Source organism: Paenibacillus pinihumi DSM 23905 = JCM 16419, assembly GCF_000422505.1.
GTDB lineage: Bacteria > Bacillota > Bacilli > Paenibacillales > Paenibacillaceae > Paenibacillus_D > Paenibacillus_D pinihumi.
In genome coordinates, this window is the sequence record NZ_AULX01000026.1 from 15,714 (window position 1) to 42,625 (window position 26,912).

A 26,912-nucleotide genomic window follows, 5' to 3' on the forward strand; every position below is an offset into this window, starting at 1 on the left:
TAAGCTTGTAAGTCGAATAGTGTCTTAATTAACAGCGGAATGATTAAAAATCAAAATTGTCCGGATCTGGACCAACACGCAGGTTCTGGTTCAGTCCGTCGATACGCGCCACTTCATCTGCGGACAACTCGAAGTCGAAAATATCAGCATTCTCTGTGATCCGGTGCTCTTTCGTCGATTTTGGAATCGTAATGACGCCATGCTGAAAGTCCCAGCGCAAAATCACCTGTGCGACGGATTTGCCATGGGATGACGCAATCTCTTTAAGCAGCGGCTCGTCCAGAAGCTGGCCCTGCATAAGCGGGGACCATGCCTCAAGCTGAATGCCTTGCTCCTTGCAGTAGGCGCGTAGCTCTTCCTGTGTCAGCCGCGGATGGAATTCGACCTGGTTTATGACAGGCTTCACTTTTGCATCCTGCATCAGATCTTTCAGATGGTGGACCTGGAAGTTGCTCACTCCGATGGCTTTCACTTTGCCTTGTGCGTACAGGGTTTCCAGCGCTCTCCAGGCTTCTTTGTATTTGCCTTGAACAGGCCAGTGGATCAGATAAAGGTCCAGATATTCCAGGCCCAGGCGGTTAAGGCTTGCTTCATAGGCAGCAAGGGTCTCCTCATAACCGAGGTCTGCATTCCACACTTTCGAGGTTACAAAAATCTGATCGCGGGAAAGTCCGGTTTCCGTCAGTGCTTCACGGATGCCTTCGCCAACTCCTTGCTCGTTGCCGTAAATTGCTGCGGTGTCAATGCTGCGGTAGCCGTGCTTAATGGCGAATTTCACGCTGTTTACGAGCTCTGCGCCTTCCTCCACTTTAAATACACCCAGTCCAAACCATGGCATTTGTACGCCGTTATTCAACTCAGTAGCTGCTTGAAGATATTGATTCATAATTAACATGCCTCCTGTATGATTGATTGTTTCTCCGATTGCTGCTGTTTATCCAGCGCCCGGCTCCAGCCCGTCAGTAGCACAGCTCCGAGCACCATGACCGCTCCTACCCAAGGGGTATGAATGAGTCCGAATTGATCTGCAATTATACCGCCTATATAGGCACCCAAGGCAATGCCTGCATTGAAAGCAGAAATGTTCATTGCAGAGGCAAAGTCCACAGATTTGGGCGTGAACCGTTCTGCCAGCATGACCACATAAACCTGAAGGCCGGGCACGTTCATAAAAGCAAACAGTCCCATCAGCAATATGGTTATGAGTCCTGCAGCTTTAAAAGGGGCTGTAAAGGCTAAAATCAGCAGTACAACGGCCTGAACACTAAACATATAGAATAACGCGGTTATCGGCTTGCGGTTAGCCGCTTTGCCGCCGATAACGTTGCCGATTGCAATGGCAATGCCGTAAACGAGCAGGATCAGCGCCGTTGTCTGCTCGGGGAAACCGGTAACTTCATGCAATAGCGGGGATAAATAAGTGAAGACAACAAAGGTGCCCCCATAACCGAGTGCCGTTATCGCAAATGCGAGCAGCAGCCGGCTGTTCGTTACCACTTGAAGCTGGTTGCGCAAAGTTGTCGTTGACGCCTGATGCATCCCTGACGGTACGAGAATCGCATTGGCGACCAAGGCTATGAAACCAACAACTACGATAACCATGAATGCGGCACGCCAGCCCAGTTGTTGGCCAATGAACGTACCAAGCGGCACACCGGTAACCGTAGCAATGGTAAGCCCCGAGAACATAATGGAAATCGCACTGGCACGGCGGTCCTCCGGAACAAGACTCGCAGCGATTGTGGAGCCGATTGACATAAAAATACCATGCGCAAATGCGGAAACAACACGTGCTGCCAGCAGCAGCCCTACGCCAGTCGCAGCAGCAGCCAGCCCGTTGCCTATAATGAACACAACCATAATGCCAATCAGCAGTGTTTTACGCGGCATTCGGGAAGTGAGCGAAGTCAGAACAGGAGCGCCGATTGTCACGCCCAGTGCATATAAGGTGACCGTCAGACCGGCTATTGGCAGTGAAATGTCCAGGTCGCCGGCTATGAGCGGTAGCAGTCCCACGCTGATGAACTCTGTCGTCCCGATTGCAAAGGCGCTTATCGCCAAAGCAAGCAACGCCAGAATGCTTCGTTTGTGATTGGTTGCCATCTCTAGCCCTCCTCTTTATAGAATGTGCAGCTGACAAATGCTATTATAGGGAGGATTAGATGAAACGAACAGTACGCACTTTCAAGTAACGTAGGTACTAAAAAGTGCCTGCCAGGTAACAATACAACCAGGACGGGAAGGAGAGGAGACAGCATGAAGAAATATAATATTTCTGTGGAAGCGACGCTCGAAGTCATTGGAGGCAAGTGGAAATGCGTCATTCTGTGCCACTTGAAGCACGGCGTCAAGCGGACGAGTGATCTGCGGCGGCTGATGCCGGCCATTACCCAGAAGATGCTGACCCAGCAGCTTCGTGAGCTGGAGAAGGACGGGGTTGTGAACCGGATCGTCCATAACCAGGTCCCGCCCAAAGTGGAATACGAGCTGAGTGAATACGGAGACAGCCTGCGTCCCATTCTGGAAGCTCTCTGCTTGTGGGGCGATACCCATATTGTCAAGGAGTACGGCTCCAAGCGTGCCGTGTTGGAGGATAACATTCTTAATGAATTGGAACCACAGCCAGTGGAATAACAAGCTGGCTTTTAATCATATGTCATGCAGACAGGTGCTGCCGGATCAGCCCTGCCAGCCTGACAAGCCCTTGTTCCAGCTGAACAAGCGGGGCATAGGCGTAAGACAAGCGCAGATGCTGCTGGTCATTGCGGTCATAAATTGCGCCAGGGTTCAGGAGAATGCCTTCTTTGAGCGCCTGGTCGAACAGCTGGCGCATCGGAACGGGCTCACGAAGCCTCAGCCAAATATAGAAGCCGCCCTGAGGGATATGCCATGAGGCCAACTCCCCAAAATAATGCTCCAAAATGCCAAGCATGCAATCCCTGCGGGCTTTCAGCTCTGTCCGGATTCGGACGAGATGCTGCTCATACAAGCCGCTCGACAGCCAGTGAGCCACCGCATATTGAGATAGGGAACTGGAGCCGTAATCCGTTTGCATCTTGATATCGGCGAGCCGGTCAATGACAGGCTGGGGACCAACTATCCAGCCGATACGCAAGCCAGGTCCGAGTGTCTTGGACATACTGCCCATATACAGGACGAGCCCCTGCTGGTCGAGAGCCTTAAGAGGACGGGGAGGCGGTGAGTCGAACCACAAATCTCCGTACACATCATCCTCAATGACAGGAAGCCGCTCCTGATTACAGATCCGTATCAGCTCCGTCCGACGTTCGGCTGAGAGCAGATAGCCGGTCGGATTATGAAACGTAGGAATCGTATACAGCAGAGCGGCGTCATGCTGGCGTTTCATTCTCCCGATTGCCCCGGTCTGAAGCCCGCTAGGATCCATGGGAATGCCAAGCAGTTGCATTCCTGCGGATTGAAATACCTGAATGGAGTTCAGATATGTAGGACTCTCCACGAATATAGCGGAGCCCGAATGCAGCAGTCCGAGCGAGATAAGCTGCAGTCCTTGAAGACCGCCGGAGACAATCATAATGGAAGCGGGGGAGGCTGAAATTCCTTTGGCCAGCAAATAATTACTAATAATTTCGCGCAGATAGGGACTGCCCTTGGGCTCCGAGTAGCCTAAGGAAAAGCGTCCGGCGATCGGGCTGCTGCTGAACTGCTCCCTCATAAGGTCAACCGGCAGCAAATCAGGTGACAACTCTCCTGTGCCAAGCCGAATCGTTGTTGATTCGGCTTCTGCTTTATTAATGAGCTGGATCATCTGTATATTCGGCTGATGGGCGCCGGACTGGACATAGGAATTCCAGTCTTGGGGCGGAGCAGCAGCCAGCAGGCTCCATGTATTGTTAATGACGGCTGTTCCTTGTCCGACTCTGGATTCAATCAGTCCGTCAGCAGCCAGTTCGTCCAGTGCATAGATTACCGTGCTGCGGTTGACCCCGAACCTCGACGCAAGCTCCCGCTGCGGCAGAAGTTTTGTCCCGACGCTCCATTCCCCGTTCATGATCCGGCCTTTGATATAATCGTAAATTTGCCGGTGAAGCGGTACAGATGAAGACTTGTCCAATTTCCATTGTTCTGGCATGCCAGCACCGGACCTTTCCGTAAGTTGATGCCCTTATTGTAGCAGATTGGTATGGTCGGATTCCAACCAATTGGTTGAAGACGAAGAGAAGGCTTCTGTGTAGAATGGGGAAAATGACGCAGGAGGCATCTTATGTTTGGAGCAATTTTTCACGGTTTTATTCTGGCGCTGGGACTGATCCTGCCGCTGGGTGTGCAAAATGTATTCGTATTTAACCAGGGCGCGCTGCAGCCGCGATTTATAAAAGCAATGCCGGCCATAATTACCGCGGCTTTGTGTGATACACTGCTTGTTTCGCTGGCGATACTCGGTGTATCCGTTGTCGTGCTTCAATATGAATGGATCAGCATTTTGTTGTACTCGGTTGGTATTTGTTTTTTGATCTATATGGGCTTCATCACCTGGAAGAGCAAGCCGGCAGAGAAGAAACAGTCTGCGGCAGAGTCGATCACAACGAGAAAGCAGATTATTTTTGCCTTGACTGTATCCTTATTGAACCCGCATGCGGTACTGGATACGGTGGGGGTCATCGGCACAAGCTCAATCAAGTATATCGGTGCAGATAAAATTGCTTTTGCAGCTTCATGCATTATCGTCTCCTGGCTGTGGTTCGCGGGACTGGGCATTGCCGGGCGTGCTGCCGGAAGGCGGGACCAGTCGGGCCGTTTACTTGCCGTCGTCAATACGATTTCTGCCCTGATCATGTGGGGAACCGCGTTGTTCCTCGGCTATAGCCTGTTTCAGCTCCTGATTTAATACGCTCCTTAAAAGATCCGACAGGCCGATGAAGCTGCCCGGCAGCAGTATCGGCCTGTCTCTTTGCTTGCATGACCAGCTTTGCTGCCGGAGGGAAAAGCAGAGGAGCCCAGAGCATCCTTTGCTTCTTCACATCGCAGCATCCCCTGGACAAAAGCAGCGGTTCAAGCTTGGACGCCAGAGTCGAACAGGCTGTCCAAATGACGGGTGACGATACTCATCAACAATTCCTCCCTGCCGGATTTCCCCGGGACCGTGACACAGTGAACAACAAGACCATCCACCAGGGCATGCAGTCTCCGTGCTTCATATTCGACATCAATTGACGACCTTGTTTGGCGATTCTTGAGCCTCTCCATCATCCCTTTAAATGCGGCATACAATTCCTCATGCACAGCGATGCTTATAGCACGAATTGAGGCGTCCGAAGCAGCCCGTCCGGCAAAAGCCAACCAGATTTCGGATTCTCCCAGCCGCTCCTCATCAAGAGGCATCAGCTCCCAGATTACCAGCTCCATATCCGCACGCAGCTCCCCTGTAAAGGGCAGGTTTTGAATACGCTGATTCACTCTCAGGGAGAGCAGCTCTATGCAGAAGGCGAGCAATTCATTATGCGTATTAAAATAATGTCTTACAGAACCAAGCGACATTCCCATCTCATCTGCAACACGGCGGACCGTAACGCTATCCAGTCCTTCCCGGCGGACAATCCGCCAGGCGGCTTCGGCGATCCGTTCCTTGCGTTCATTATGATCTACGATTTTTGGCATAGTTTTATTATATCGCAGTTGTTTTTTAATACAAATGAGCTATAATAAATAATATCTTTAAATAATACACTTGTATTAAAAAGGGATGATGACATGATTGTATTCATAATTGCCTGTGAGATCTTGTTTTGGTTGTTTGTCGTGGCAGGTCTGGCTTGCCGTTATCTGCTCCGCTCCCCCAAAATTGGTGCGGCCTTGCTGCTTTGTACACCGCTGGTCGATGTTGTGCTGCTCGTTGCGACAGCAATTCACCTGCGCAGCGGAGCAGAGGCGAATTTTGCCCATGGTCTTGCTGCCATCTATATCGGGGTTTCTCTCGTTTATGGACATTCCATGATCCGCTGGGCAGATGTCCAGTTCGCGCACCGGTTTGCTGGCGGTCCGGCACCTGTAAAGCAGAGGCTGACAGGGGCACCGCATGCCCGTCAGGAGCGTGCCGGCTGGTATCGCCATCTTGCTGCTTGGGCCATCGGGTGCGGTATACTGTACGGTATCATTCTTATGGTCAACAATCCGGAGCAGACAGACAGTCTCGGAAGGATTATTCAGGGGTGGATGGTGGTGCTGGGTATCGATTTTCTAATCAGTTTCAGCTATACATTATGGCCCAGAGAATCCAAAAGCACAGGATAGAGCTTTCCTGCAAAGGGGTTTTCTTCATGACCGGGAAAATTGAATTTGGCAGCTGATGCAGCTATAATGAACAATAAATATCATGTGCTATCTATTGTCAGATCTCATAAGGAGACACGGTCATGGCCCCAAAACCCAAATTTACGAAGCAGCAGATTATCGATGCTGCCTTCGATATTGCAGTCGAGACAGGCATCGGCAGCATTACGATCCGCAAGGTTGCAGAACGGCTTGGCAGCTCGATTGCGCCCATATATGTCAATTTCAATGAGGTTGAGGAATTGATCTCGGAGGTCATCCGGCGGATTGCCGACCTGAGCCGGGAGATGCTGGATCAACAGCAGAGCGGTGAGCCGTTCCGTGACATTGGACTTGCCAGTCTGCGCTTTGCCAGAGCGTACAGCACAATCTTCAAGGAGATGCTTCTTGGCGGCAATCAATATATGGAGAGCTATAATCAGGAGATGGGCAGCATGCTGATCACGCAGATGAGAGAGGACCAGGCGCTTGCCGGTTTTTCTGACGATGAGCTGGGACAAATTTTGCTGAAGATGCGAATTTTTCAGACCGGATTGTCCGTTATGCTTTCCAGTGATCTGCTGCCTCCCTCGATTCAGGAGGAGCAGGCGATTGCCTTGCTCGACAGCGTGGCAGAGGATGTTATCCGATCTGCACGAATACGGCAGCAAGAAACATCCGTATCCTCGCATGATTCCCCAGGCTCCACATAATTGTTGGGCTCAACAGCATGGACATGAATAACAGCGCTTTGGCCCCCAGGCCCTTGTATACGATTTAAGAAACGTATACTGGGGCTTTTTTTCGTATGTATGCAGGTTTAACCCATTTCTGTTGTATTCAAATAAATCCCTTGCTGCACGGGCATTTGCAACGACATTTTGTATCATTTGACGATTGCATTTTAGAAATCATCAATCCTGCCGAACAATTTCGTCATCCTCTTCAATCAATTGCGCATTCCGCTTCTGCGTCCCTTCCATTAGGCTGAGATTGAGGCGAATCTCACCTATTACATTGACACGAGTGGAGGCTAACGAATGAAGAAAGTTTTGCGTTCTTCCCTGATTATCGTGCTGCTCAGCACATTGTTAATCGCCTGTTCCTCTCAAGGGGGCAACAGCAATCCATCCAATAATGGCAAAAGCAATACCGGGGGCAACAACAATTCGCAAACAGAGGCGAGCGGCGAGCAAACGGGCTATCCGCTTCAGACCGACCAGAAGCTTACCTACTGGGGAGAGATTACAGGCAACCTGGTTGGCGTCAAGCCAACACACCAGGATGTTCCTTTCTTTCAGGAGTGGCAGAAGAAGACAGGTGTCCAGCTCGAATTTATAGCTCCGCCTTCGGGTCAGGGAAGAGAAGCGATGAACGTGCTTCTTGCTTCCGGGGATCTGCCGGATTTGATCGAGTACAACTTCCTGGGCGACTTCCCGGGCGGGCCGGAAAGAGCGATCAAGGAAGGCTACATCGTGCGATTGAATGATCTGATTGACCAATACGCGCCAAACCTCAAAAAATATTTGCAGGAAAACCCGGACATCGACAAGATGGTCAAAACGGACAGCGGAAGCTACTATACTTTCCCGTTCATACGCGGCGATGATTATTTGAAGGTGTTCCAGGGGCCAATTATCCGCAAGGACTGGCTGGATGATCTGGGGCTGCCGGTTCCGGAGACGATCGATGAATGGACCGAGACACTTCGGGCGTTCAAGGAGAAAAAGGGCGCAGCCGCTCCATTCTCCGTTGTCAGCAAGCCAAGGTTCTTCAATGATTCGGGCAACGGTGCTTTCATTGGCGCATTCGGTGTTACCCGCGGCTTTTATCAGGAGAACGGACAGATCAAGTTCGGTCCCGCCGAGCCGGGCTTCAAGGAGTATCTGAATTTATTCCGTGAATGGTACAAGGAAGGGCTGATTGATAAAAATGTTGCTACTGCTGATATGAAGGCTGTAGACAGCAATATGGCTTCCGGAGCAACCGGGGCAACAGTCGGCAACGCAGGAGGCGGAATCGGCAAATGGCAGCCGCTGGTCGAAGGCAATGATCCGAAGGCTGTACTCGTTGGCACTCCATATCCGGTCCTGCAGAAGGGCGATACGCCTAAATTCGGACAGCGTAATCAGTCCTTTTCCTCGGAGGGCACAGTCTCGATAACGACCGCCTTGAAGAACCCTGAAATTGCGGTACGCATGCTCGATTACGGATACAGCGAGGAAGGCCATATGTTCTTCAACTTCGGAACGGAGGGTGTCAGCTACAACATGGAGGGCGGCTATCCGAAATATACCGATCTGCTGATGAAAAATCCGGATAAACTTGCGCCTGCCCAGGCCATCTCCATGTATGCCCGTGGCAGTTATAATGGTCCGTTCGTACAGGATAAGCGCTATGCGGAGCAATTCTTTGCCCTGCAAACCCAGCGTGATGCCGTCTCGACCTGGCAGAAGACCGATGCGGCGAAGTACAATCTGCCGCCGCTTACGCCAACGCCGGAGGAAAGCTCCGAATATGCAACGATTATGAATGATATTAATACGCTGGTCGATGAGATGACCCTCAAAATTATTCTGGGCTCTGAGACACTTGACCAGTTCGAGAGCTATATTGCGAAGATGAAGTCGCTCAAGCTGGACCGTGCGATTGAAATTCAAAATGCGGCTCTGGAGCGCTATAACAACCGCTAGACCTGCTGATTGGAACTGCTGATTGATGATTCAGCAGCGGCTGCAAACTGCATCCTGACGAGGGAGGGCATGGGCCCTCCCTCCTTAACCCGAATCGAGGTGAACACTTACGAGTATGGCGAACCGTGAATCTTTTAAACAGCGTTTTATCCGGGATTTCGTCTTAAACAAGTATTTGTATGTGATGATGATTCCGGTCGTCGCCTATTATGTCATCTTCCATTATGCACCCATGTACGGTGCGCTGATCGCCTTCAAGGATTTTTCTCCGATGAAGGGCATACTCGGCAGCGACTGGGCGGGACTCAAGCATTTTCAGGACTTTTTCAACAGCTATTATTTCGTACGCGTCCTGAAAAATACGCTCCTGATCAGTTTGTATTCCCTGCTCTTTGAATTCCCGATGCCGATTTTGCTGGCATTGCTCATTAACGAGGTACGCAACCGGACGTTCAAGCGCGTCGCGCAAACGATCACCTATATGCCGTATTTCATTTCAATGGTGGTCATCTGCGGAATTATAACCGATTTTACCAATGCGGACGGTCTCATTAACCGGCTGTTCATGCTGCTCGGCTATGACGGCCAGGCTATGCTTCAGAAGCCGGAACTGTTCCGTCCCATCTATATTCTGTCTGAAATTTGGCAGCGGATCGGATGGGAGTCGATTATCTATATTGCCGCACTCATGGGGATTGACCAGGAGCAGTATGAAGCCGCACGCATGGACGGCGCAAGCCGGTTTAAGCAGATGATTTACATTACGTTGCCGGGCATTGTTCCCGTCATTGCGATCATGCTGATTTTGCGGATGGGGAGTCTGCTTAATGTCGGCTTTGAGAAAATTATTCTGCTCTACAATCCGATTACGTACGAGACAGCTGATGTCATCTCATCCTTCGTGTACCGCAAAGGACTGCTGGAATTCGGATGGAGCTACAGCTCAGCGGTAGGACTGTTCAACTCGGTCATCAATCTCATCCTGCTGATTACAGCCAATTATATCAGCCGCAAGGTGAGCAAAAGCAGCTTATGGTGAGGTGAAAAGCATTGAGTAAAAGGGAAGCAGGTTTATTCGATCGGCTGTTTGATATCTGTATCTATGGATTTCTGATTTTACTTGTAATCGCAACACTATATCCGCTGCTCTATGTCCTGTTCGCATCTTTGAGTGATGCCGGGCAGCTGATGATGAACAAAGGAATGCTATGGAAGCCGCTTGGCTTCAGCGTGGAAGCATATAAGAGCGTTATTAACAATCCAAGCATCGCCATGGGTTACCGGAATACAATCTTCATCGTGGTAGCCGGAGTTATCGTCAACCTGTTGATGACGTCCCTGGGAGCTTATGTACTGTCCCGGAAAAATGTGATGTGGAACCAGATGTTCATGTTTATGATCGTATTCACGATGTTCTTTGGCGGAGGGCTGATTCCGCTCTACCTGATGGTCAAAAATGTCGGACTGCTGGATTCCCTGTGGTCGACGATTCTGCCGTTTGCAATTAGCACCTTTAATCTGATTATTATGCGCACCTCCTTTATGGGCATCCCCGACAGTCTGGAGGAGTCGGCCAAAATTGACGGAGCGAATCATTTTACCATCCTGTTCCGGATCATCCTGCCGCTGTCCATGCCGGTTATCGCCGTCATGATTCTGTATTATGCTGTAGACAAATGGAACGGCTGGTTCTATGCCTCCGTATTCATCAAGAGCCGGGAGCTGTTCCCGCTCCAGCTTGTATTAAGGGAAATCCTGATCGCCAACTCCACGGACAGCATGTCTGCGGGAGCGTCGGCAGGAGATCGGCACCAGATTGGAGAAACTATCAAGTACGCAACTATTATGGTTGCAACCGTTCCGATTCTTTGCGTCTATCCATTCGTACAGCGCTTCTTTGTCAAAGGCGTCATGATCGGATCATTGAAAGGGTAAGCAAGGCACAGAAGGGAGTATGGGATGAATACATTTAACGAAGCGAAGGTACAGGAAATTTGGGAGCGCATTCAAACCAAGGTAGACCGCATGATCGGTCAAATTGGGGACAAAAACGTTCACGTTGCAGGTGCTGACGGGAAATACGACAATACGAACATTGACTGGTGGACCTCCGCCTTCTGGCCGGGCATTCTCTGGGTCATGCATGATATGACAGGCGAGGACAAGTATAAGGATGCGGCATGGGGTTGGGATGAGCGATTGGAGCAGCATATGCTCCGGCCAAACTCCTTTGACCATGATGTTGGATTCCATTTCCTCCCAACTGCAGTTATCAAGCACAAACTGACTGGTGACAAGGATGCGGTCCGCCGCGGGCTGTTCGCAGCCAATTTCATGGCCGGACGGTTTAATACGAACGGGCAATTCATTAGAGCGTGGAATGGAGATAAGCACGGCTGGTCCATTGTAGACACAATGATGAACATTTCGCTGCTGTTCTGGGCTTCCGAGGAGAGCGGGGACCCGCGTTTTGCACAAGTGGCGAGGTCGCATGCGAATATGGTGCTGAAGCAGTTTGTGCAGGAGGACGGGGCGGTGCACCATATCGTCTCCTTCGACCCGCAGACCGGGGAGCGCATCGAGGCGATCGGCGGCCAGGGGGCTGCACCTGACTCGGCATGGAGCCGGGGAGCTTCGTGGGCTCTTCACGGCCTGGCCAATACGTTCCGCTACACAGGCGATGTTGCCTATCTGCAAGCGGCGCAGCGCGTAGCCAACTTCTTCATCGCCCATTTGCCGGAAGATCATGTCCCTCACTGGGATTTCCGCGTGGAGGGCGATCTTGCTTCCGAGCCGCGCGATACCTCTGCCGGCGCGTGTGCAGCATCCGGGCTGATCGAATTGGCAAGCCTGCTCCCTGAGAAGCAGGGAAGATCCTATCGTGCTGCCGCCGAGCGCATCCTGCTGTCGCTGTATGAGAACTACGGCACGTGGGATAATCCGGACCACGAGGCCATACTGGTAGAGGGCACCGGGCATAAGCCTGCCGGGCAGAATGTAAATGTATCGCTGATCTATGGCGATTATTTCTTCGTTGAGTCCTTTGCAAAACTGCGCGGCTGGGAGAAGCGTGTTTTCTAGCTGACCGCTGCCGGCTGTCTGCGAAACAAATAGAAACCCCCGAGCCCGGGTGGCGCATCGCGTCCATTCGGGCTATTTGGGCATTGTGGAGCGCAAATCCGGAAGGATTTGAGTTTTTATCAATCGCTTTACAGCAATTGACTATATCGGCAGCTTGCCTTTTCGGTCATACTAGGGGTTACCCAATTCATAAAATTGATAATCTAATCACGATAATTCTATTCTCATGCTGAAGGGTGAGGAGATTCTATGAACATGCGATATTTGTGGCGGAAAAGAAAGAGCATCGTTGTCACATGGCTGATCTCCTACAGTGTCGTGCTTTTCGTGCCGATTGTGATTAGTCTGATTATCTATTCGCAGGCCAGCCATGCGCTCAGGGGGGAAATCCATCGCGCTAACGATTCCTTGCTCAAGCAAATGCGGTATACCATCGACAATCAGATTGAGCTGATGAAACGGCTGAACATGGAGATTACGTGGAATGCCAAGCTCCAGAGCCTGATGTACTCCAGCAAGCCGTCCAAGGAAGCGCCGTTTACAGCCTATCAGCTGGTCAAGGATTTCAGACTCTATAAAACCTCCTATGCTTCAATCGACGAGTTCTATGTCGTCTGGAACCGGGATGGCTCCGTGCTGCGTCCGGGCAATGTCCGGGAGATGCAGACCGCTTTTCAGACGATTCATGATACGGGAGCGCTTTCTTACGCGCAATGGTTAGAACAACTGCACCATCCGGCGCAGGACCAGTTCGTGCTGCTGCCCCACAAAGATGCGGCGCAAACGCGCACATCCATTGCCTACATTACACAGCTTCCCAAGGATTTGAACGGCGATGATACCGGGACAGTAGTTGTCATGGCGGGCACTGCACGGTTTCAGGAAGCATTTGAGAGTATCTCCGCTTTTAGCGGGGGCCGACTGCTGATCCTGAACCAGGAAGACCGGATTCTGTTGTCCAATGCTGAAGATTCGAAGCCACAGGTGCAGAATAACCTCATGCTGGAGCCGTTCATGGACGGCGGCCGCTTCCGGCTGGATGCTGAACCTGCCAAGGGCTCGGAGCTGATTTCGATTCAATCGGCAGTGTCCGGTCTGAAGTATGTGCTGATCTTGCCAAGCAGCATCTATTGGGAGAAAGCGGAGTATGTCCGCAGCTTCACTTATATCAGCATCCTGATCAGCCTGTTCGGTGCAGGCGTGCTGACATGGTTCTTCATGCGCCGCAATTATTCGCCGATTCAGCAGCTGGTACAGTCGCTGGCAGACAAGAACGGGCAGGAGGATCATACGGAGTGGAATGAACTGCGATTGATCCAGCGGGCCATACTGAATGTGCATACTGAGAAGGATGAGATTGCGCTCCAGCTTCAGAAGCACCAGCATGTGCTCCGCTCCAATATGCTGAACCGGCTGTTCAAGGGCAAACTGGACCCCCTTGTCCCTTATGAGGAAGCTTTCAAGTCCTTTCATATGGAGCTGTTGTCCGATGATTTTGCCGTCATCCTGTTTGTGGTGGAAAATGACGAAAATCTGTACGCCAAGCTCCCTGGCATTGATGACAATGAGCGGAGCAAGCTCATGCAATTTATTATCGGCAATGTCGTGGAAGAGCTCGCCGTACAGCGTCAGCATGCAGGCTACGTAGTCGAAGTGGACGATATGATGGTCTGTCTGGTCAATCTGAGTCCGTCTGCGGAAAATGTCCAGCAGCAGCTTCATGAGATTGCCTCCGAGGCACAGCAATTCCTGAGCCGGTACGAGATGGATCTGACCGTCTCGATTAGCGGCAAGCATGCCTCCTGGCCGGGGATCGGGCAGGCGTATCAGGAGGCGGTGGATGCCATGGAATACAAGATGGTGCTTGGAAAGAAAGGGATTATCGCTTATCAGGACATACGCCGGGACCCGGCCGAGTTGTCCCGGAACGGATATTATTATCCGCTGCAGACCGAGCAGCAGCTGATTAATTTCATTAAGACCGGGGACTTCGGACAGGCATCGGATTTTATGAATGAAATAACAGCGCGCAACTTCAGCAAGCCGGTTATGTCGCTGACGCTGGCACGCTGCCTGATCTTTAATCTTGTTGGCACCATGATGAAGGCCATTCATGAGCTTGGAGACGGGGATGACAGTTTGCTGGAAGACAACCCGCTATGGATGGATAAAATTATTGCCTGCGATACCATTCAGGAGATGCAGGCGGAGCTTCATCTGCTGCTGCAGGAGGTATGTGACTATGCGTCAGCCAAGCGGTCTTCCAACGTATCGAAGGAGCGGGAAGGCTCGCTGCGGGACCTGACGAATAGCGTCGCCCGGCATATTGAAGAAAATTTTCAGGATATGAATCTGAATGTGAATGCCATCGGAGAGCGTTTCGAGCTAAAGGGAAGCTACCTCTCCAAGTTGTTCAAGAGCCAGACCGGGGAAGGCCTGCTTGATTATATCCATAAATACCGGATTGAACAGGCCAAGCCGATGATGAAGGGCAAGCGCGAATCGATTGCAGAGATTGCCCGTCTGGTCGGTTATAATGACGCTGCGACCTTCATCCGGGTTTTCAAGAAATACGAAGGCATCACGCCGGGAAAATATAAGGAATTATTTTAGCGAAAGAGCCATGCCCCGTAATTGTATGGGAGCATGGCTTATCCCGGATCAGCCACTGATTCATCACCGGACGATGAATGGATAAATAGCCAGGACTACAGCTTGAATTGCTTCACCATCAGAAGCATTTCGCCGGATATACGGCTCATAGAGTCTGCTGATGCGGAGATTTCCTCCATAGCCGCAAGCTGACTGGCCGTGGCGGTGGAAATCATCTGAGCCAGATCATTGGAGCGTACCGCCATATGATCGATCTCTTGCAGCGAAGCGTTGAACTCCTGAGCGCTGGCGGATATTTGTTCAGACGCGGCAGAGGTTTCCTGTACGTGATACACGGCGCTGCGGGTCGCGACCAGTATTCTTTGGAACGCCTCTCCCGAATGCCGGATTGAATCAACGCCAGCCTGCACATCCTGCTCGCCTTGACCCATGGCGGTGGCGGCTTTATTAATATCGGTCAGAATGGCCTGAATCAGCTCTGCTACCTCCAGGGAGGATGTTCTTGAGCGTTCCGCCAGCTTTCTAATCTCATCCGCAACAACTGCAAATCCTTTGCCCTCTTCCCCAGCCCTTGCGGCCTCGATGGCTGCATTCAGTGCAAGCAGATTGGTTTGCGACGAAATATTTGTCATTGCGTCGATGATCTCGCCAATCTGCTGCGACCGTTCGTTCAACTGATTGACGATTTGAGAGAGGCCGCCCACCGTTGAGGATACAGCAATCATTTGCTCCGCTGATTGTGTGATCAGCTCGTTTCCATGTTCGGCATGGCTTAAGGTAGCTAATGAAGCCTCATAAGCAGTCGAGGAAGTGATTGCGATGCGTTGTGCACTGGCTGACAATCCCTCCATGGCATAGGTGCTCTCTTGCAGGCTTCTTTTTTGCGTTTCATTGCTCAATGCCACTTCCTGTGCAGATAGGGCAATTTGGTCGGTAGCTGCTGTTGTCTCCCCAAAGGTGACGGACAGGTCACGGGAGGCCAAAGACAGGGCATCAGCGTGGGACAGCAGTCCTTGGGTAAGCTCTCTTAACCGGCTGTGCATGGTCTGGAAGGAGGTGTACAGGTCGCCAATTTCATCCCGGCTATGTATGGCCAGCGCACTTTGCGACAAGTCGCCCGCAGCAACCTGTTTGGCCTGCTGCGTCAGCCGGACAAGCGATCTGGTGAGACGCATCGCAAGCAGGGCAACAATAATCCCTCCGGCTGCAATACATCCGAGCAGCGTATACACAGTACCCTGCACAATGCGCTGCAGTCCCGCGTTATAGTCCTTAATATAGGAGCCTGCTACAATTGTCCATCCCCAGTTCGGATCCCTGAGCGAATAGGCAATTTTCATGGCTTCTGCGGTGGAGTCCGGCAGCGGCCATTTGTATACGGTAACGCCGCCGCCCGGTTGCTGCCCCTTCTGAAGCATGTCCCGGATATGATAAAAGCCGTCGCTCGTCTGCTTGTCCCAAAATGGCTGTCCCTCAAGTGCCGGGTGGGCGACCAAATCACCCTGGTCGTTCAGCACAAAAAAATAACCGTGCTCGCCAATATCGATCTTTGTATTGATTGTGCGTGTGCCATCCGTTCGCTGCGGTCCGAGAAGCAGCTGTTTCATCTTCTCCTGTGCCTCTTCCTTGCTTAACGCGCCTTTCTTGACGGCATCTTCGAACGACCCGATGAGTTCTGCCGCCATATGAACCGTGTTCCGGAGATTGGTCTCCATCTGCAGATTGCTTTCGCGGGCTGACACCCAGATGCTCATGCTGCCTACCAGCAATGCCGGGATCATTAGAATTGCAAGCGAGAGGACCAGCCATTTAGTCCGGATAGTAAACCGCCATTGTCTTGCTCTAGTGTTTGTATTTGTATTTGTCCCCATGAAAATCCCCCCGTTAAACTTCTGGTATTCCTGCTATAGAAAAAGCATATTGCGCGCACGGATGATGGTTATGGTTCCTGTGTAATTGAAATGACCTCCGCGCTAAAGCTGCATATTACATGATGAATGAAAAACAGCAGTCCAAAGTGGCCTTTGAACTGCTGTCATGGATCAGAATCGGAAGCTTATTTCAATGTTTTCAGCATGGCGGAGACAAAGCCGATATGATCGGTTGCATGCAGTACCGTGGAGACAATCAGCTCTCCAAATGTCTCGGCTCTCAGAAAGTTTTCTTTTACGGGTACGTCCAGCTTGCCCTCTAGCAATTTTCGGATCTGGTCCGGCTGCTCCCTCAATTGGGCTATCAGCACATCCCATGCAGGCGGCTCGCTATGCCAGTCCGAGGGCTTCGTTCCATAGGCGAAAAAATCCTGGTAGCTGGCGGGAAGCGGCTGATCCAACGCAAATTCCGGAAGGCCGAATACATGGAATTCTGTTACGGTAAGCACATGACCGATATGCCAATGAATGCTGTTCTTAAAGCCTTCCGGAATAAGGTTACGCTTGCCCTCCGGGCATTGGGCAACCAGCTCGGTCAATTGATTGTGACGGTTCTTCAAAATATCAAAAATGAAATCTGTTCTCATGGTTCATACCTCCTCATAATGGTTATCCTGAGATGTGGGTCATCCACATCGGCCTATAATTCCTGCTGCTCGAACTGGGAGGCGTAAGCGCCGTAGCCCTTGGTATCAAGCTCGTCCTTTGGAATGAACTTCAAAGCTGCCGAGTTGATACAATATCTAAACCCTGTAGGCTTAGGACCATCCTCAAACAGATCCCCGAGGAAGGAATCGGCATCCCGGCTTCTGACCTGAGTAACGGACGAGAACAAGCCGCCTTTTTCTTTCAGCACAACGTGTTCTTTGTCTAACGGCTGTGTGAAGCTCGGCCAGCCTGTTCCGGCATCGAATTTATCCTTGGAGCTGAACAGCGGCTCGCCAGAAACAATATCCACGTATATGCCTTCTTGCTGATTATCCCAGTATTCATTTTCGAACGGCCGCTCATCCACATCGTTCTGGGTTACATCGTATTGAAGCGGGGTCAATGTTTTTAGCCTTTCGGCTTTGTTGAAATCCATGTGGATGTCTGCCTGACCAGCAACCTCTGCTGTCCGGTCTTTGCCCCAAGTGCGGTCCAAAAAGGCGTCCCTCCCGGAGACAAACTGGGTGAGCTTATAACGGATCGGATTTTTTTTATAGTAGTCCTGATGCTCTTCCTCCGCCATGTAGAACTTAGTGGCAGCTGCAATCTCGGTTACAATCGGCTTGTCAAACTTTCCGGTTGCAGCCAGCGCGTCTCTGGAAGCTTCAGCGGCAGCCTTTTGCCCCTTGCTGTTGTAAAACACAGCGGTGTGGTACTGTGGGCCAAGGTTGTCAAATTGTCCGTCTGCATTTGTAGGGTCGATGCTCTGCCAGAATACTTGAAGCAGCTCGTCATACGTAATCTGATTCGGATTATAACGGACTTCCACAGATTCAAGATGTCCGGTGCTGCCTGAGGAAACCTCGGCATAGGTCGGATTTTGCGTTTGCCCTCCGGTATAACCGGCCGACACGCTCAGCACGCCCTTGAGATCCTCAAAGTACGGCTCGAACTGCCAGAAACAGCCTCCGGCAAAAACAGCGGTTTCATATCTCGTTACAGAACCGGCATGTACGATATTCACGGGCTTGTGTCCCTCCATCATCGTTGTGGATTTGACAGGCGCATTATAGATGTAAAAGACCATGACGACAGCAATAGCAACGGGCAATACGAAGTATCGATTTTTTTTGAACTTCAATTCCGACCGCCTCCTCATTGTGTTTGTACTGCATTTCTTATTTTGAATTTTAACAAGAAAAAACCCGCAGCAAATGTGCGGGTTGTCATGAATTTGGTTCCATATAAGACGGCTTTTCAGCTTTCTGACAGGCGAATTTTCATGCCCCTGCCAAAAGTCATGCCGTCGATTATTTAAAGTGACGAACTGAAAATACCGCAGCCTGTGTTCTGTCGCGCAGTCCAAGCTTGGCCATCAGGCTGGATACATGGTTTTTAACCGTCCCTTCAGAAATAAACAGCTGGTCGGCAATTTCCTTATTGTTCAGGCCCTGGCCCAATAAAGCCAGAATCTCCTTCTCCCGTTCAGTCAAGCTCCCCGGCAGCTCATCGTCACCGGAATTCAAAATTTTGGGCTGCATGGACGGGGCAGCCGGAATTTTCTTTAATTCCTTCAGCAGCATAGCCGTGATATCAGGCTGGAGGACTGTTCCTCCGTTATAGACGGTTTGAATGGCGCTGACGATGGCCTCGGAGGGCATGTCTTTAAGCAAATAGCCATGTACACCTTTTTCCAAAACCTGCAGGATCAGCTCTGCATCATCGAATGTGGTCAAAATTAATACCTTGGTCTCGGGAAAGTGCTTGAGAATCAGCTCGGCGCCTTCCACACCGTCCATGCCCGGCATGCGAATATCCATTAAGACAACATCCGGCCTCAGTTCCGTCACTTTGGCGTAGGCGTCCCGCCCGTCAACGGCTGTTCCCACGACTTCCATCCCCGGCTCCAAATTGAGGATGGTCGCAAGACCCTCCCGCATGAGCCGCTGATCGTCAACTACCAGGATTCTCAAGGAACGGTACCCCCATTTCAATATTTGGATAAGGAATGTTTGCTTGCACTGCAAACTGCATATGGCCATCTTTTCCGAAGGAGACCTCGCCATCCCATTCCTTTATTCGCTCTTGCAGGTTCAATAACCCGAAGCCCGGCTGGACTTCGTCAGGCACGTCACCGTCATTGCTGATGCTAAGCAAGAAGCTGCGCTCCGAATAGACAATCAGGATGCGGGCATGTTCTGCATCCGCGTGCTTCTTGGCATTCGTGAGCGATTCCTGTACGATGCGGTATGCAGCAAGCTGAAGCTCCCCCGGCAGCGGCACTGCGCTTCCTTCAAATTCAAAGCGGGTCGCCACCTGCGCAAATTTCGTGAATTCCTCTGACAGCTTGTCCAGGCTGTCATGCAAAAACATCGGTCGAACCGGTTCGTCCCTAATTGTCCGGACGGCAAGGCGGACCTCTTGGAGAGTAGAGCGCACCAGATCCTCGCAATCCCGGTAGACACTCTCGCTGCGTTTCGCATCTATCTGTCTCAGCTTGCGGGCCGCCTGCATTTGTACCACCAGGCTCGTCAGCTTGTGGCCGACTGTATCATGAATATCTCGGGCAATCCGTACACGCTCCCTGGAGGCTGCCCATTCTTCTGCCTTGAGAGCATACTCCTGAAGCCGCTCATGAGATTCCATTAATTGTTCGTATAACTGCAGTGTATCCTTGCGGGCCCTCTGATAGAAATGGATCAGCGTGCTGACAATACCTGCGAATATAATGAACGAGCAGGTAATGAAGTAGCTCATGCCGTCGAACTGCTTATATAAATACCAATCCACACTGCCCATCGTCACCAGATATAGAATCAGCAAAAAGATACACGTTAGGATGAGCATGCGGAAATTGTTAAAAAACATGAGAATCGCCAAAGCCGTAATGCCGACAAAAAGCTGATTCGGAAAATGTCCGCCGATAAAGATGTAGCCATAAGCGGCAGATACCAGAAAATCCAATATCAAAAGGTGAAACAGCCATTTTTTTCGCTTCTCTGCCCTGGAGTAGAACAGATTGACAAGCAGGAACACAGCAACTGAAAAGACAAGAAAGCTGAACCGCCAAAAAGCCTCAATTGAAGTTTCAAAATAAAAAATACCGGAGACGAGCAAGCCTAATATGAGTTTTAGACCGAAAAAAATCTTCCAGGAAAGGGGCCCTCCTTTTATGAATTTCGCATCTTGAAGCATTGGCGCTTCCCTTCCCTTCATCGAGGTATAATTCTGTTGTCATGGCGATTATAACATATAATTTCTTCCCATTGATGAAGGATTCTGCACCCGTATTTTTCCGGCGTATACGTTTGTTTCCGTCCTGTATCCCAGGGCTTATCCGGAATGCTGGACCTGTCTTCCATCCGCCGCCCGCACTCCTATACTACCCTTAGTTTTTACAGGTTTCATCATCAGCCCCAGGATGATCTATAAAAATAATTGCATTTCACATATACTTATTTTTGAAAGGATGCGCTTTAATAGGAAATTTATGAATTGCACAAGAGATCGATACAAGCTTCTTTAGGGGACTGTAAGCAATGAGCAATTCGGGATGCTGTCCTGATTATGGCAGGGATTACATGGAGAAATACAAGCAAGTTTTGATGCCTATATAAAAGGGGGATTTCAAGTATGAAAGGTATGCAAGCGTTGCTTTATTCAATACTTGCTTTGCTGCTGGCAACATCATTGCTTGGCGGTTGTGATCGCACGGCGCCGGCGTCTGAGGCTGTTGGCCAGATAAAACAGGGAGAGCAGGGATATGAGCAGAAGCCAGAACAAAATGAAAGCGCTATATCCGATGAAAAGGGACAGGCGGTGCTGACCTATTGGGCAGAGTTGAACGGAAATGCCGCGCGGATTAAGCCCACCTTTCAGGGGGTGCCTTTCTTTCAGGAATGGCAGAAGCGGACAGGGGTCCGGCTGAAATTTTTGCAGCCGCCGTCCAATCAGGCCAGAGAAGCGGTGAATGTACTGTTAACCTCGGGCGACCTGCCTGATATGATCGAATATGAGTGGGTCAACTACCCTGGCGGACCGGAAAAGGCTATCAAAGAAGGCCATATATTGAGGCTGAATGAGGTGATCGATCAATATGCGCCAAACCTGAAGGCCTATCTGGCCAAGCATCCGGATATTGACCGGCAGGTGCGTACGGCGGACGGCAGTTACTATATGTTTCCGTTCATTCAGGCGGATGACCGGCTTCGCACGTACCAGGGGCCAATTATCCGCAAGGACTGGCTGGATGAGCTGGACCTGGAAGTGCCGCAGACGATTGACGAATGGCATACTGTGCTTATGGCATTCAAGGAACAGAAGCATGTCGAGGCCCCGCTCATCTTCCTGGGTGTCCCGAATCCGCTATTCGGTATTGAGAGCGGAGGGTTCATCGGAGCGTACGGTGTACGCAAAGGCTTCTATCTGGAAGACGGAAACGTGTTATACGGTCCAAGGGAGCCTGGCTACAAGGCCTTCCTTAGCTTGTTCCGCGACTGGTATGGGGAAGGGCTGATTGACAAAAACTTTGCGACGGTCGATACGGTGACTCAGGATACAAGCATGATCACCGGACGCAGCGGGGCCAGCCTGTGGAACGCCGGGGCAGGCATTGGCACATGGCTGCCGACCATCCGGGACCGGAACCCGAAGGCATCTTTCGTCCCGGCCCCTTATCCGGTGCTGAACAAGGGTGAACGCCCCAAATTCGGACAGCGTGCCCCGGCGATCGGCTCAAGCGGGGGAGTAGCCATCTCCAGCCGAAGCCGGCATGTGGAAGAAGCTGTGCGTATGCTTGATTACGGCTATGGGCCTGAAGGGCATCTGCTGTTCAACTTCGGTGTTGAGGGTGTCAGCTATGAGATGAAAGACGGATATCCGGTTTATACGGATCTGATTTTGAACAACCCGGACAAGCTTGCGCCTTCGCAGGCGCTTGCAATGTATACACGGGCCAGCTATTTCGGTCCATTTGTACAGGATGTGCGCTATATGGAGCAGTATTATACGCTGCCGGAACAGAAGGAAGCAATCAAGCTATGGTCGGATACCGATGCTTCCGAGCATCTGCTGCCATCTGTGCCGAAGACGGAGAAGGAGAGTGCAGAATTGTCCGCCATTATGCAGGATGTCACCACACTGGTGGATGAGATGTCGCTGAAAATCATTTTGGGGATTGAGCCGCTCGAAGCCTACGATACCTACATCGAGCAATTGCAGGCACTCAAGATTGACCGGGCAATCCAGATTCAGAAGACGTCCTATGACCGTTATATGCAGTCGTTGGCCAAATAAGCATTTATGCAGAGAGATGACATGGGGGCTGTTCGTGATGTGCCTGGAAGCTGCAGACTGCAAGCCTAAGGCCTGATTTGAGAAATTCACAATGCTTTTGCATGTATTGCCTATTCCTGGACGGAATTTAGCAACCCGGATCACGCTTTTGTTCATATTCATGCGGCCTCCCGGCATCTTATAATGAAGCAGTGCCTGACGGTGCTGCATGTTCCGGCACGGTCGTGCCGGGCATCTCTGGCATGATGGAGCAGAGGAGGTGAGAGGAACCGGACTGTATTTTTGTAACCGCTAACAATCCTGTCTAATGAAAAGGAGGAAAATTCGAGCATGAGTAAAAAGGTTCTCAGTTTGCTGATGTCTCTATGTCTGATTGTTGGTTCCCTGCTGCCGGGAACGGCTCTGATCCGGGCTGCAGCTCCGGACGATATGAGCCTGGGTGAGGACGGGAGGAGCCGTCTGTATCCGGAAGACTGGTACCCGGGCTTCACGGATGACAAGGGCCGCTTCCTGCACGATTTCTCTTATGCGGGCTATCACCGCGGGGAGGCCGGGCTTCCGGATATTGATCCTGAAGATGGGATTGATGTGACCGCGGCCCCTTATTTTGCCGATGCAACCGGTGAGGAGGACTCGACAGCGGCGATCCAGAATGCGATTGATGCTGCTGCTGCCCAGGGCGGTGGGGTTGTCTATCTGCCTGCCGGTACATATCAGGTTAATCCGCCAGAGGGCAAGGATCAGTCTCTGCTTATTTCGGCCAGCCATGTGGTGCTCAAAGGGGCGGGGGCAGGCGAGACTTTTATCTATAATGCAACAGAGGTCATGAGATTCAAGGATATTATTCGTGTCGGGGGTGGCGACTGGAAGCGGACAGGAACGTCCACCAGACTTAGCAAGTCGGTGACGGAGCCGTCTGTACTGCTGCCGGTTGAGCGGACAGAGGGATTTGCTCCTGGCGATTACGTGCTGATCACATTCGACACAACGACGGAGTTCCTGAGCGAGCTGGGCATGCAGAACAAATGGTCGTCACGGCTTGGGCGGGTGGAGCCTTTGTTCTACAGGCAAATTGTCGGCGTCGATGAGACGAATGGAACGCTGACGATCGATATCCCGACGCGGTACCCGATCAAGCAGCGGGATAATATTACGATTACCAAGACAGAGCCGCCGGTAGTTGAGGCGGGTCTGGAGGACTTCTCCATTGCTTCGATTCAGAATCCGAAGAGCGGCCTTGCTGAAGATGACTTCAAGGTCATTGGCACAGCGGGTTATGAGATCGACAACGCCAAGGCCATCAATATGATCGCGGTTGCCGACAGCTGGGTGCGCAATGTCAGCTCTTACAAGCCCGAAGGCAATACAACCTACCATCTCTCCTCCAAGGGCATCATCCTCGACCGTACGAAAAACGTTACCGTAGACAATGTCACCATGGAATACCCCCAGTACCGCGGGGCGAACGGAAACGGTTATTTGTACCAGTTCATTGGCAATGACAATCTGATTGCGAACAGCAATGCGGTTGGCGCCAGACACAGCTTTACTTACGCTAATTTCTCCGCGAACGGCAATGTGCTCCACAACGTCTACTCCGAGAATTCAACCTTGCTTACCGATTTTCATATGTATCTAAGTATGGCGAACCTGATCGACAACATGTCACTGAACGGAGACGGCATCTCGGCTATTACCCGTGACTATGGTTCTTCGCCAACGAACCGGCACGGTGTTGTGACTACGGAGAGCGTATTCTGGAATACGACCGGAATCGCTGCTCATAGAAGCAAGAACGGCATCATTATCGAATCCGAGCAGTTCGGCAACGGTTATATTATCGGGACCAAAGGAGCCGTGACCGGTGTCAAGGTAGATATCGTGGGCTCGATCCCCGAGGCGGACACCAGCCCGTTTGATATGGCTGAAGGCATTGGGGAGGGCGAACGGCTTAATCCGCAAAGCCTGTATGAGGATCAGTTCGCCAGACGAACAGCAGGAATGGAGCTGGGGCTGCAATCGCTGCTGGTCAATGGCGGAGCGGTCAACGGCATGCAATTTTTGAAGTCCCGCTATACGTATACGCTGCCTTACGGGACAGAACAAGTTCCGGTCATTCAGGCCGCGGCGCTTGCGCCGGATGCGCAGGTTGTAATTGAGCAGCCGGAGACAACTACAGACACCGGAATAATAACTGTGGCGAGGGACGGGGCAAGCAAGACATACCATATTGCTTTCCAGGTAGCCGGAGCTCCTCAATCTCCGGAGCGCATCAGCTTCGCACCGGATAAATCCGTCCCTGGCTGGCGGGTTGCGGGCAATGCCATCAGTGTGGGACACAGCGGGAAGCTCAAGGCATTTGTAACGCTTCACAACGGTGAGATGCTGGATGCGGAACAAGCGGGTATTCCCGTTACCTATTCCGTGAATAACGAAGAGCTCGGAAGCGTGGATGGGTATGTGTTCAAGGCGAAGCGGCCGGGCTTTGTTCAAATTACCGCAGAAAGCACTTATAACGGCACGACGGTTAAAGTGACCGAAACGATTGAGGTTAAAGAAGCGATGCCGGAGCCTCAAGGACCGTTTGCTGTTGTAGCCAAAGTAACCGCGAGCGCTGATGACGGCAACCGGCCAATCAATGCGATCGACAAAGATCCTGATTCCAGATGGTCGGCGGAGGGCAAAGGCCAGTATCTGCTGTTGGAGCTGGACAAGGAGCAGTGGATCGACAAGGCCAGCTTCCTGTTCTATAACGGTCATCAGCGCGCCAATTATTTTGAACTTGAGGTATCCACAGACGGTGAGACCTTCCAGAAAGTGCTGACTGATGCGGCGAGCCGTAAGCAGGACCCGAACCAGCATGAGAGCTTTGAATTCAAACGCGTAAAAGCCAAATACGTAAAGTATGTAGGCCAAGGGAATGAAATCAACGGCTGGAATAGCCTTATTGAAGCCTGGGTCCATTTGGCCAAGGATGAATCGGGCGGACCAACTCCTTATTATCCGTCGGGCCCTAGCCAGCCGGTACACGAGGAGAAGCCGAAGGATGACGGGAAAGAGACACCTCAGAAACCTGGAGAAACTGCTTCGCCTGCCAGTATTCAGCTTGAAGCGGCTGACCCTGTGCGCAGCACAAATGAAGCAGGTCAATCTGTAGCCACAGTAAAGGTGAACGGGGAGAAGCTTGGCAAGGCGCTGGATGCTCTGACCACAGAGCAGAAAGCCCAGGCTGTGCAAATCCATTTGGAGATCAAAGAGAATGCAGATGCAGGCGTGGCACTGCTGGCGGCTGACACTCTGACGTCAGCATTGGCCAAAGCGCCTCGAGCAGTTCTGAACATCCGATACGGAGAAGCCGGGTATGAGCTGCCGTTGTCAGGTCTGCGCTCAGCTTTGGCAGATCAGGCATTGTCCGCAGACAGCAGCACGGCAGAACTGGCTATCCGCATGGCGAAGCCGGGCAAAGGGGATCAGTCAGCATTAGAAGACAAGGCCCGGGCGGTGAACATCAAGCTGCTGCATGAAGGCGTAGACAGCGGCATTACAGTCCGGCACGGCGGCCATCAGATACAGGCAGCATTATTCGGCAGCCCTTACGCGCCAATCACTGTCACTTTGGATAATACGGTCGATATGAAGTCTCTATCCGCGGCGAGATTTGATCCGGCGTCAGGGGAGCTGGTCTATGTGCCAGCCGCATTCCGCCATGAGGACGGCAAGACTGTCGCTGTTATATACCGCACAGGCAGCGGCATATATACTTTTGTCCAGGGAGACCGTACCTTCGGAGATACGAAGGGGCATTGGGCAGAAGGGACGATCCATTCCCTGGCATCCAAGCTGCTCGTGAGCGGGAGCAAGGATGGCTTCAAGCCCAATGCAGCCATAACAAGAGCCGAATTCGCCGTGCTTCTTGTGCGGGCAGCGGGCCTTACGCTACAGCAGGCAGACGGCTACTCCGATGTGCCGGCTTCTGCCTGGTATTCCGGTGCGGTCGGAGCAGCTTCCAGAGCGGGAATTATTCAAGGCTTCGATCAGAAGCTGTTCAAGCCTGATGCGCACATTACAAGGGAGCAAATGGCGGTGATGATTACACGTACGCTGCAGGCAGCAGGAGATGAGCGTGGGGGGGCCGCGGTTTCGGCCGGGCTGGACGCGTTCGCAGACCGTGATGCGGTCAGCATTTATGCCCGGGCGGCTGTGTCGAAGGCGCTTCAGCTTGGGATTATGAATGGAGCGAGCGGAACAACGCTTGCGCCGCAAAGCAACGCTACACGCGCAGAAGCGGCGGTTATGCTGGAGAGGATGCTGCGAACTTTGAATTTCTTGCAGTAGTCATTCAGTAGCCGGTGGCACACCCATA

General features: G+C 51.6%; 20 protein-coding genes. 11 read left to right on the forward strand and 9 right to left on the reverse strand.

Annotation, left to right across the window (positions count from 1 at the left end):
• Positions 1–43: 43 nt before the first annotated feature.
• Both H583_RS0109020 and H583_RS0109025 read right to left on the reverse strand, forming a co-directional pair.
• The gene (locus H583_RS0109020; protein ID WP_028560182.1) at positions 44–886 is read right to left on the reverse strand and encodes an aldo/keto reductase; all 843 of its coding nucleotides are present in this window, start codon (positions 884–886) and stop codon (positions 44–46) included.
• A gap of 2 nt (positions 887–888) precedes the next feature.
• The gene (locus H583_RS0109025; RefSeq protein WP_028560183.1) at positions 889–2,103 is read right to left on the reverse strand and encodes an MFS transporter; all 1,215 of its coding nucleotides are present in this window, start codon (positions 2,101–2,103) and stop codon (positions 889–891) included.
• A 153-nt stretch (positions 2,104–2,256) separates the two neighbouring features.
• On the opposite strand from H583_RS0109025, the gene H583_RS0109030 reads away from it, so the two are divergent.
• Positions 2,257–2,634 (forward strand): winged helix-turn-helix transcriptional regulator, encoded by a 378-nt coding sequence (locus H583_RS0109030; protein WP_028560184.1) that lies wholly within the window; start codon positions 2,257–2,259, stop codon positions 2,632–2,634.
• A 22-nt stretch (positions 2,635–2,656) separates the two neighbouring features.
• On the opposite strand, the gene H583_RS0109035 is transcribed toward H583_RS0109030, so the two are convergent.
• A complete protein-coding gene (locus H583_RS0109035) occupies positions 2,657–4,111 on the reverse strand; it encodes an aminotransferase-like domain-containing protein (RefSeq protein WP_028560185.1) in 1,455 nt (484 codons plus the stop codon).
• A gap of 132 nt (positions 4,112–4,243) precedes the next feature.
• Here H583_RS0109035 and H583_RS0109040 point away from each other — a divergent pair, with 132 nt between their 5' ends.
• Positions 4,244–4,867 carry a LysE/ArgO family amino acid transporter gene (locus tag H583_RS0109040; RefSeq protein ID WP_028560186.1) on the forward strand — a complete coding sequence of 208 codons (624 nt, stop codon included), beginning with the start codon at positions 4,244–4,246 and terminating at the stop codon, positions 4,865–4,867.
• Between the two features lie 164 nt (positions 4,868–5,031).
• Here the strand turns inward: H583_RS0109040 and H583_RS0109045 are convergent, their stop codons facing one another.
• On the reverse strand, positions 5,032–5,637 hold the full coding sequence (locus tag H583_RS0109045; RefSeq protein ID WP_028560187.1) for a TetR/AcrR family transcriptional regulator: 606 nt from the start codon (positions 5,635–5,637) through the stop codon (positions 5,032–5,034).
• 93 nt (positions 5,638–5,730) lie between these two features.
• On the opposite strand from H583_RS0109045, the gene H583_RS0109050 reads away from it, so the two are divergent.
• From H583_RS0109050 to H583_RS0109080, 7 genes are all read left to right on the forward strand, one after another.
• Entirely contained in the window at positions 5,731–6,270 is a 540-nt protein-coding gene (locus H583_RS0109050) for a hypothetical protein (protein ID WP_028560188.1), read from the forward strand.
• 122 nt (positions 6,271–6,392) lie between these two features.
• A complete protein-coding gene (locus H583_RS0109055) occupies positions 6,393–7,001 on the forward strand; it encodes a TetR/AcrR family transcriptional regulator (protein WP_028560189.1) in 609 nt (202 codons plus the stop codon).
• 327 nt (positions 7,002–7,328) lie between these two features.
• Positions 7,329–8,981, forward strand: a complete 1,653-nt coding sequence (locus H583_RS0109060) for a type 2 periplasmic-binding domain-containing protein (protein WP_028560190.1) — start codon at positions 7,329–7,331, stop codon at positions 8,979–8,981.
• A gap of 115 nt (positions 8,982–9,096) precedes the next feature.
• Positions 9,097–10,020 carry an ABC transporter permease gene (locus tag H583_RS0109065; RefSeq protein ID WP_028560191.1) on the forward strand — a complete coding sequence of 308 codons (924 nt, stop codon included), beginning with the start codon at positions 9,097–9,099 and terminating at the stop codon, positions 10,018–10,020.
• 11 nt (positions 10,021–10,031) lie between these two features.
• Positions 10,032–10,916 (forward strand): carbohydrate ABC transporter permease, encoded by an 885-nt coding sequence (locus tag H583_RS0109070; protein ID WP_028560192.1) that lies wholly within the window; start codon positions 10,032–10,034, stop codon positions 10,914–10,916.
• A 24-nt stretch (positions 10,917–10,940) separates the two neighbouring features.
• Entirely contained in the window at positions 10,941–12,062 is a 1,122-nt protein-coding gene (locus H583_RS0109075; RefSeq protein WP_028560193.1) for a glycoside hydrolase family 88 protein, read from the forward strand.
• A 255-nt stretch (positions 12,063–12,317) separates the two neighbouring features.
• Entirely contained in the window at positions 12,318–14,675 is a 2,358-nt protein-coding gene (locus tag H583_RS0109080) for a helix-turn-helix domain-containing protein (protein WP_245585884.1), read from the forward strand.
• Positions 14,676–14,770: 95 nt separating this feature from the next.
• Here H583_RS0109080 and H583_RS0109085 read toward each other — a convergent pair whose 3' ends face one another.
• The 5 genes from H583_RS0109085 to H583_RS0109105 form a co-directional block, all read right to left on the reverse strand.
• Positions 14,771–16,546: a methyl-accepting chemotaxis protein gene (locus H583_RS0109085; protein ID WP_028560195.1), complete on the reverse strand. Its 1,776-nt coding sequence runs from the start codon at positions 16,544–16,546 to the stop codon at positions 14,771–14,773.
• Between the two features lie 185 nt (positions 16,547–16,731).
• Complete coding sequence (locus tag H583_RS0109090) at positions 16,732–17,193, reverse strand: DinB family protein (protein ID WP_028560196.1); 462 nt, start codon at positions 17,191–17,193, stop codon at positions 16,732–16,734.
• Between the two features lie 53 nt (positions 17,194–17,246).
• Positions 17,247–18,296: a peptide-methionine (S)-S-oxide reductase MsrA gene (msrA, locus tag H583_RS0109095; RefSeq protein ID WP_051236252.1), complete on the reverse strand. Its 1,050-nt coding sequence runs from the start codon at positions 18,294–18,296 to the stop codon at positions 17,247–17,249.
• Positions 18,297–18,564: 268 nt separating this feature from the next.
• Positions 18,565–19,194: a response regulator gene (locus H583_RS0109100; RefSeq protein ID WP_245585887.1), complete on the reverse strand. Its 630-nt coding sequence runs from the start codon at positions 19,192–19,194 to the stop codon at positions 18,565–18,567.
• A 13-nt stretch (positions 19,195–19,207) separates the two neighbouring features.
• Complete coding sequence (locus H583_RS0109105) at positions 19,208–20,449, reverse strand: sensor histidine kinase (protein ID WP_028560199.1); 1,242 nt, start codon at positions 20,447–20,449, stop codon at positions 19,208–19,210.
• Between the two features lie 438 nt (positions 20,450–20,887).
• On the opposite strand from H583_RS0109105, the gene H583_RS0109110 reads away from it, so the two are divergent.
• A complete protein-coding gene (locus H583_RS0109110; RefSeq protein WP_028560200.1) occupies positions 20,888–22,549 on the forward strand; it encodes an extracellular solute-binding protein in 1,662 nt (553 codons plus the stop codon).
• A 330-nt stretch (positions 22,550–22,879) separates the two neighbouring features.
• Positions 22,880–26,884 (forward strand): S-layer homology domain-containing protein, encoded by a 4,005-nt coding sequence (locus H583_RS35235; RefSeq protein ID WP_081667062.1) that lies wholly within the window; start codon positions 22,880–22,882, stop codon positions 26,882–26,884.
• Positions 26,885–26,912 lie beyond the last annotated feature (28 nt).

Excerpts from the sequence above, each read along its gene's own strand:
- H583_RS0109020 (WP_028560182.1), bottom strand. The coding sequence starts at position 886 with ATGAATCAATATCTTCAAGCAGCTACTGAGTTGAATAACGGCGTACAA.
- H583_RS0109025 (WP_028560183.1), bottom strand. The coding sequence starts at position 2,103 with ATGGCAACCAATCACAAACGAAGCATTCTGGCGTTGCTTGCTTTGGCG.
- H583_RS0109030 (WP_028560184.1), top strand. The coding sequence starts at position 2,257 with ATGAAGAAATATAATATTTCTGTGGAAGCGACGCTCGAAGTCATTGGA.
- H583_RS0109035 (WP_028560185.1), bottom strand. The coding sequence starts at position 4,111 with ATGCCAGAACAATGGAAATTGGACAAGTCTTCATCTGTACCGCTTCAC.
- H583_RS0109040 (WP_028560186.1), top strand. The coding sequence starts at position 4,244 with ATGTTTGGAGCAATTTTTCACGGTTTTATTCTGGCGCTGGGACTGATC.
- H583_RS0109045 (WP_028560187.1), bottom strand. The coding sequence starts at position 5,637 with ATGCCAAAAATCGTAGATCATAATGAACGCAAGGAACGGATCGCCGAA.
- H583_RS0109050 (WP_028560188.1), top strand. The coding sequence starts at position 5,731 with ATGATTGTATTCATAATTGCCTGTGAGATCTTGTTTTGGTTGTTTGTC.
- H583_RS0109055 (WP_028560189.1), top strand. The coding sequence starts at position 6,393 with ATGGCCCCAAAACCCAAATTTACGAAGCAGCAGATTATCGATGCTGCC.
- H583_RS0109060 (WP_028560190.1), top strand. The coding sequence starts at position 7,329 with ATGAAGAAAGTTTTGCGTTCTTCCCTGATTATCGTGCTGCTCAGCACA.
- H583_RS0109065 (WP_028560191.1), top strand. The coding sequence starts at position 9,097 with ATGGCGAACCGTGAATCTTTTAAACAGCGTTTTATCCGGGATTTCGTC.
- H583_RS0109075 (WP_028560193.1), top strand. The coding sequence starts at position 10,941 with ATGAATACATTTAACGAAGCGAAGGTACAGGAAATTTGGGAGCGCATT.
- H583_RS0109080 (WP_245585884.1), top strand. The coding sequence starts at position 12,318 with ATGCGATATTTGTGGCGGAAAAGAAAGAGCATCGTTGTCACATGGCTG.
- H583_RS0109085 (WP_028560195.1), bottom strand. The coding sequence starts at position 16,546 with ATGGGGACAAATACAAATACAAACACTAGAGCAAGACAATGGCGGTTT.
- H583_RS0109090 (WP_028560196.1), bottom strand. The coding sequence starts at position 17,193 with ATGAGAACAGATTTCATTTTTGATATTTTGAAGAACCGTCACAATCAA.
- msrA (WP_051236252.1), bottom strand. The coding sequence starts at position 18,296 with ATGGAGGGACACAAGCCCGTGAATATCGTACATGCCGGTTCTGTAACG.
- H583_RS0109100 (WP_245585887.1), bottom strand. The coding sequence starts at position 19,194 with ATGCGGGAGGGTCTTGCGACCATCCTCAATTTGGAGCCGGGGATGGAA.
- H583_RS0109105 (WP_028560199.1), bottom strand. The coding sequence starts at position 20,449 with ATGCTTCAAGATGCGAAATTCATAAAAGGAGGGCCCCTTTCCTGGAAG.
- H583_RS0109110 (WP_028560200.1), top strand. The coding sequence starts at position 20,888 with ATGAAAGGTATGCAAGCGTTGCTTTATTCAATACTTGCTTTGCTGCTG.
- H583_RS35235 (WP_081667062.1), top strand. The coding sequence starts at position 22,880 with ATGAGTAAAAAGGTTCTCAGTTTGCTGATGTCTCTATGTCTGATTGTT.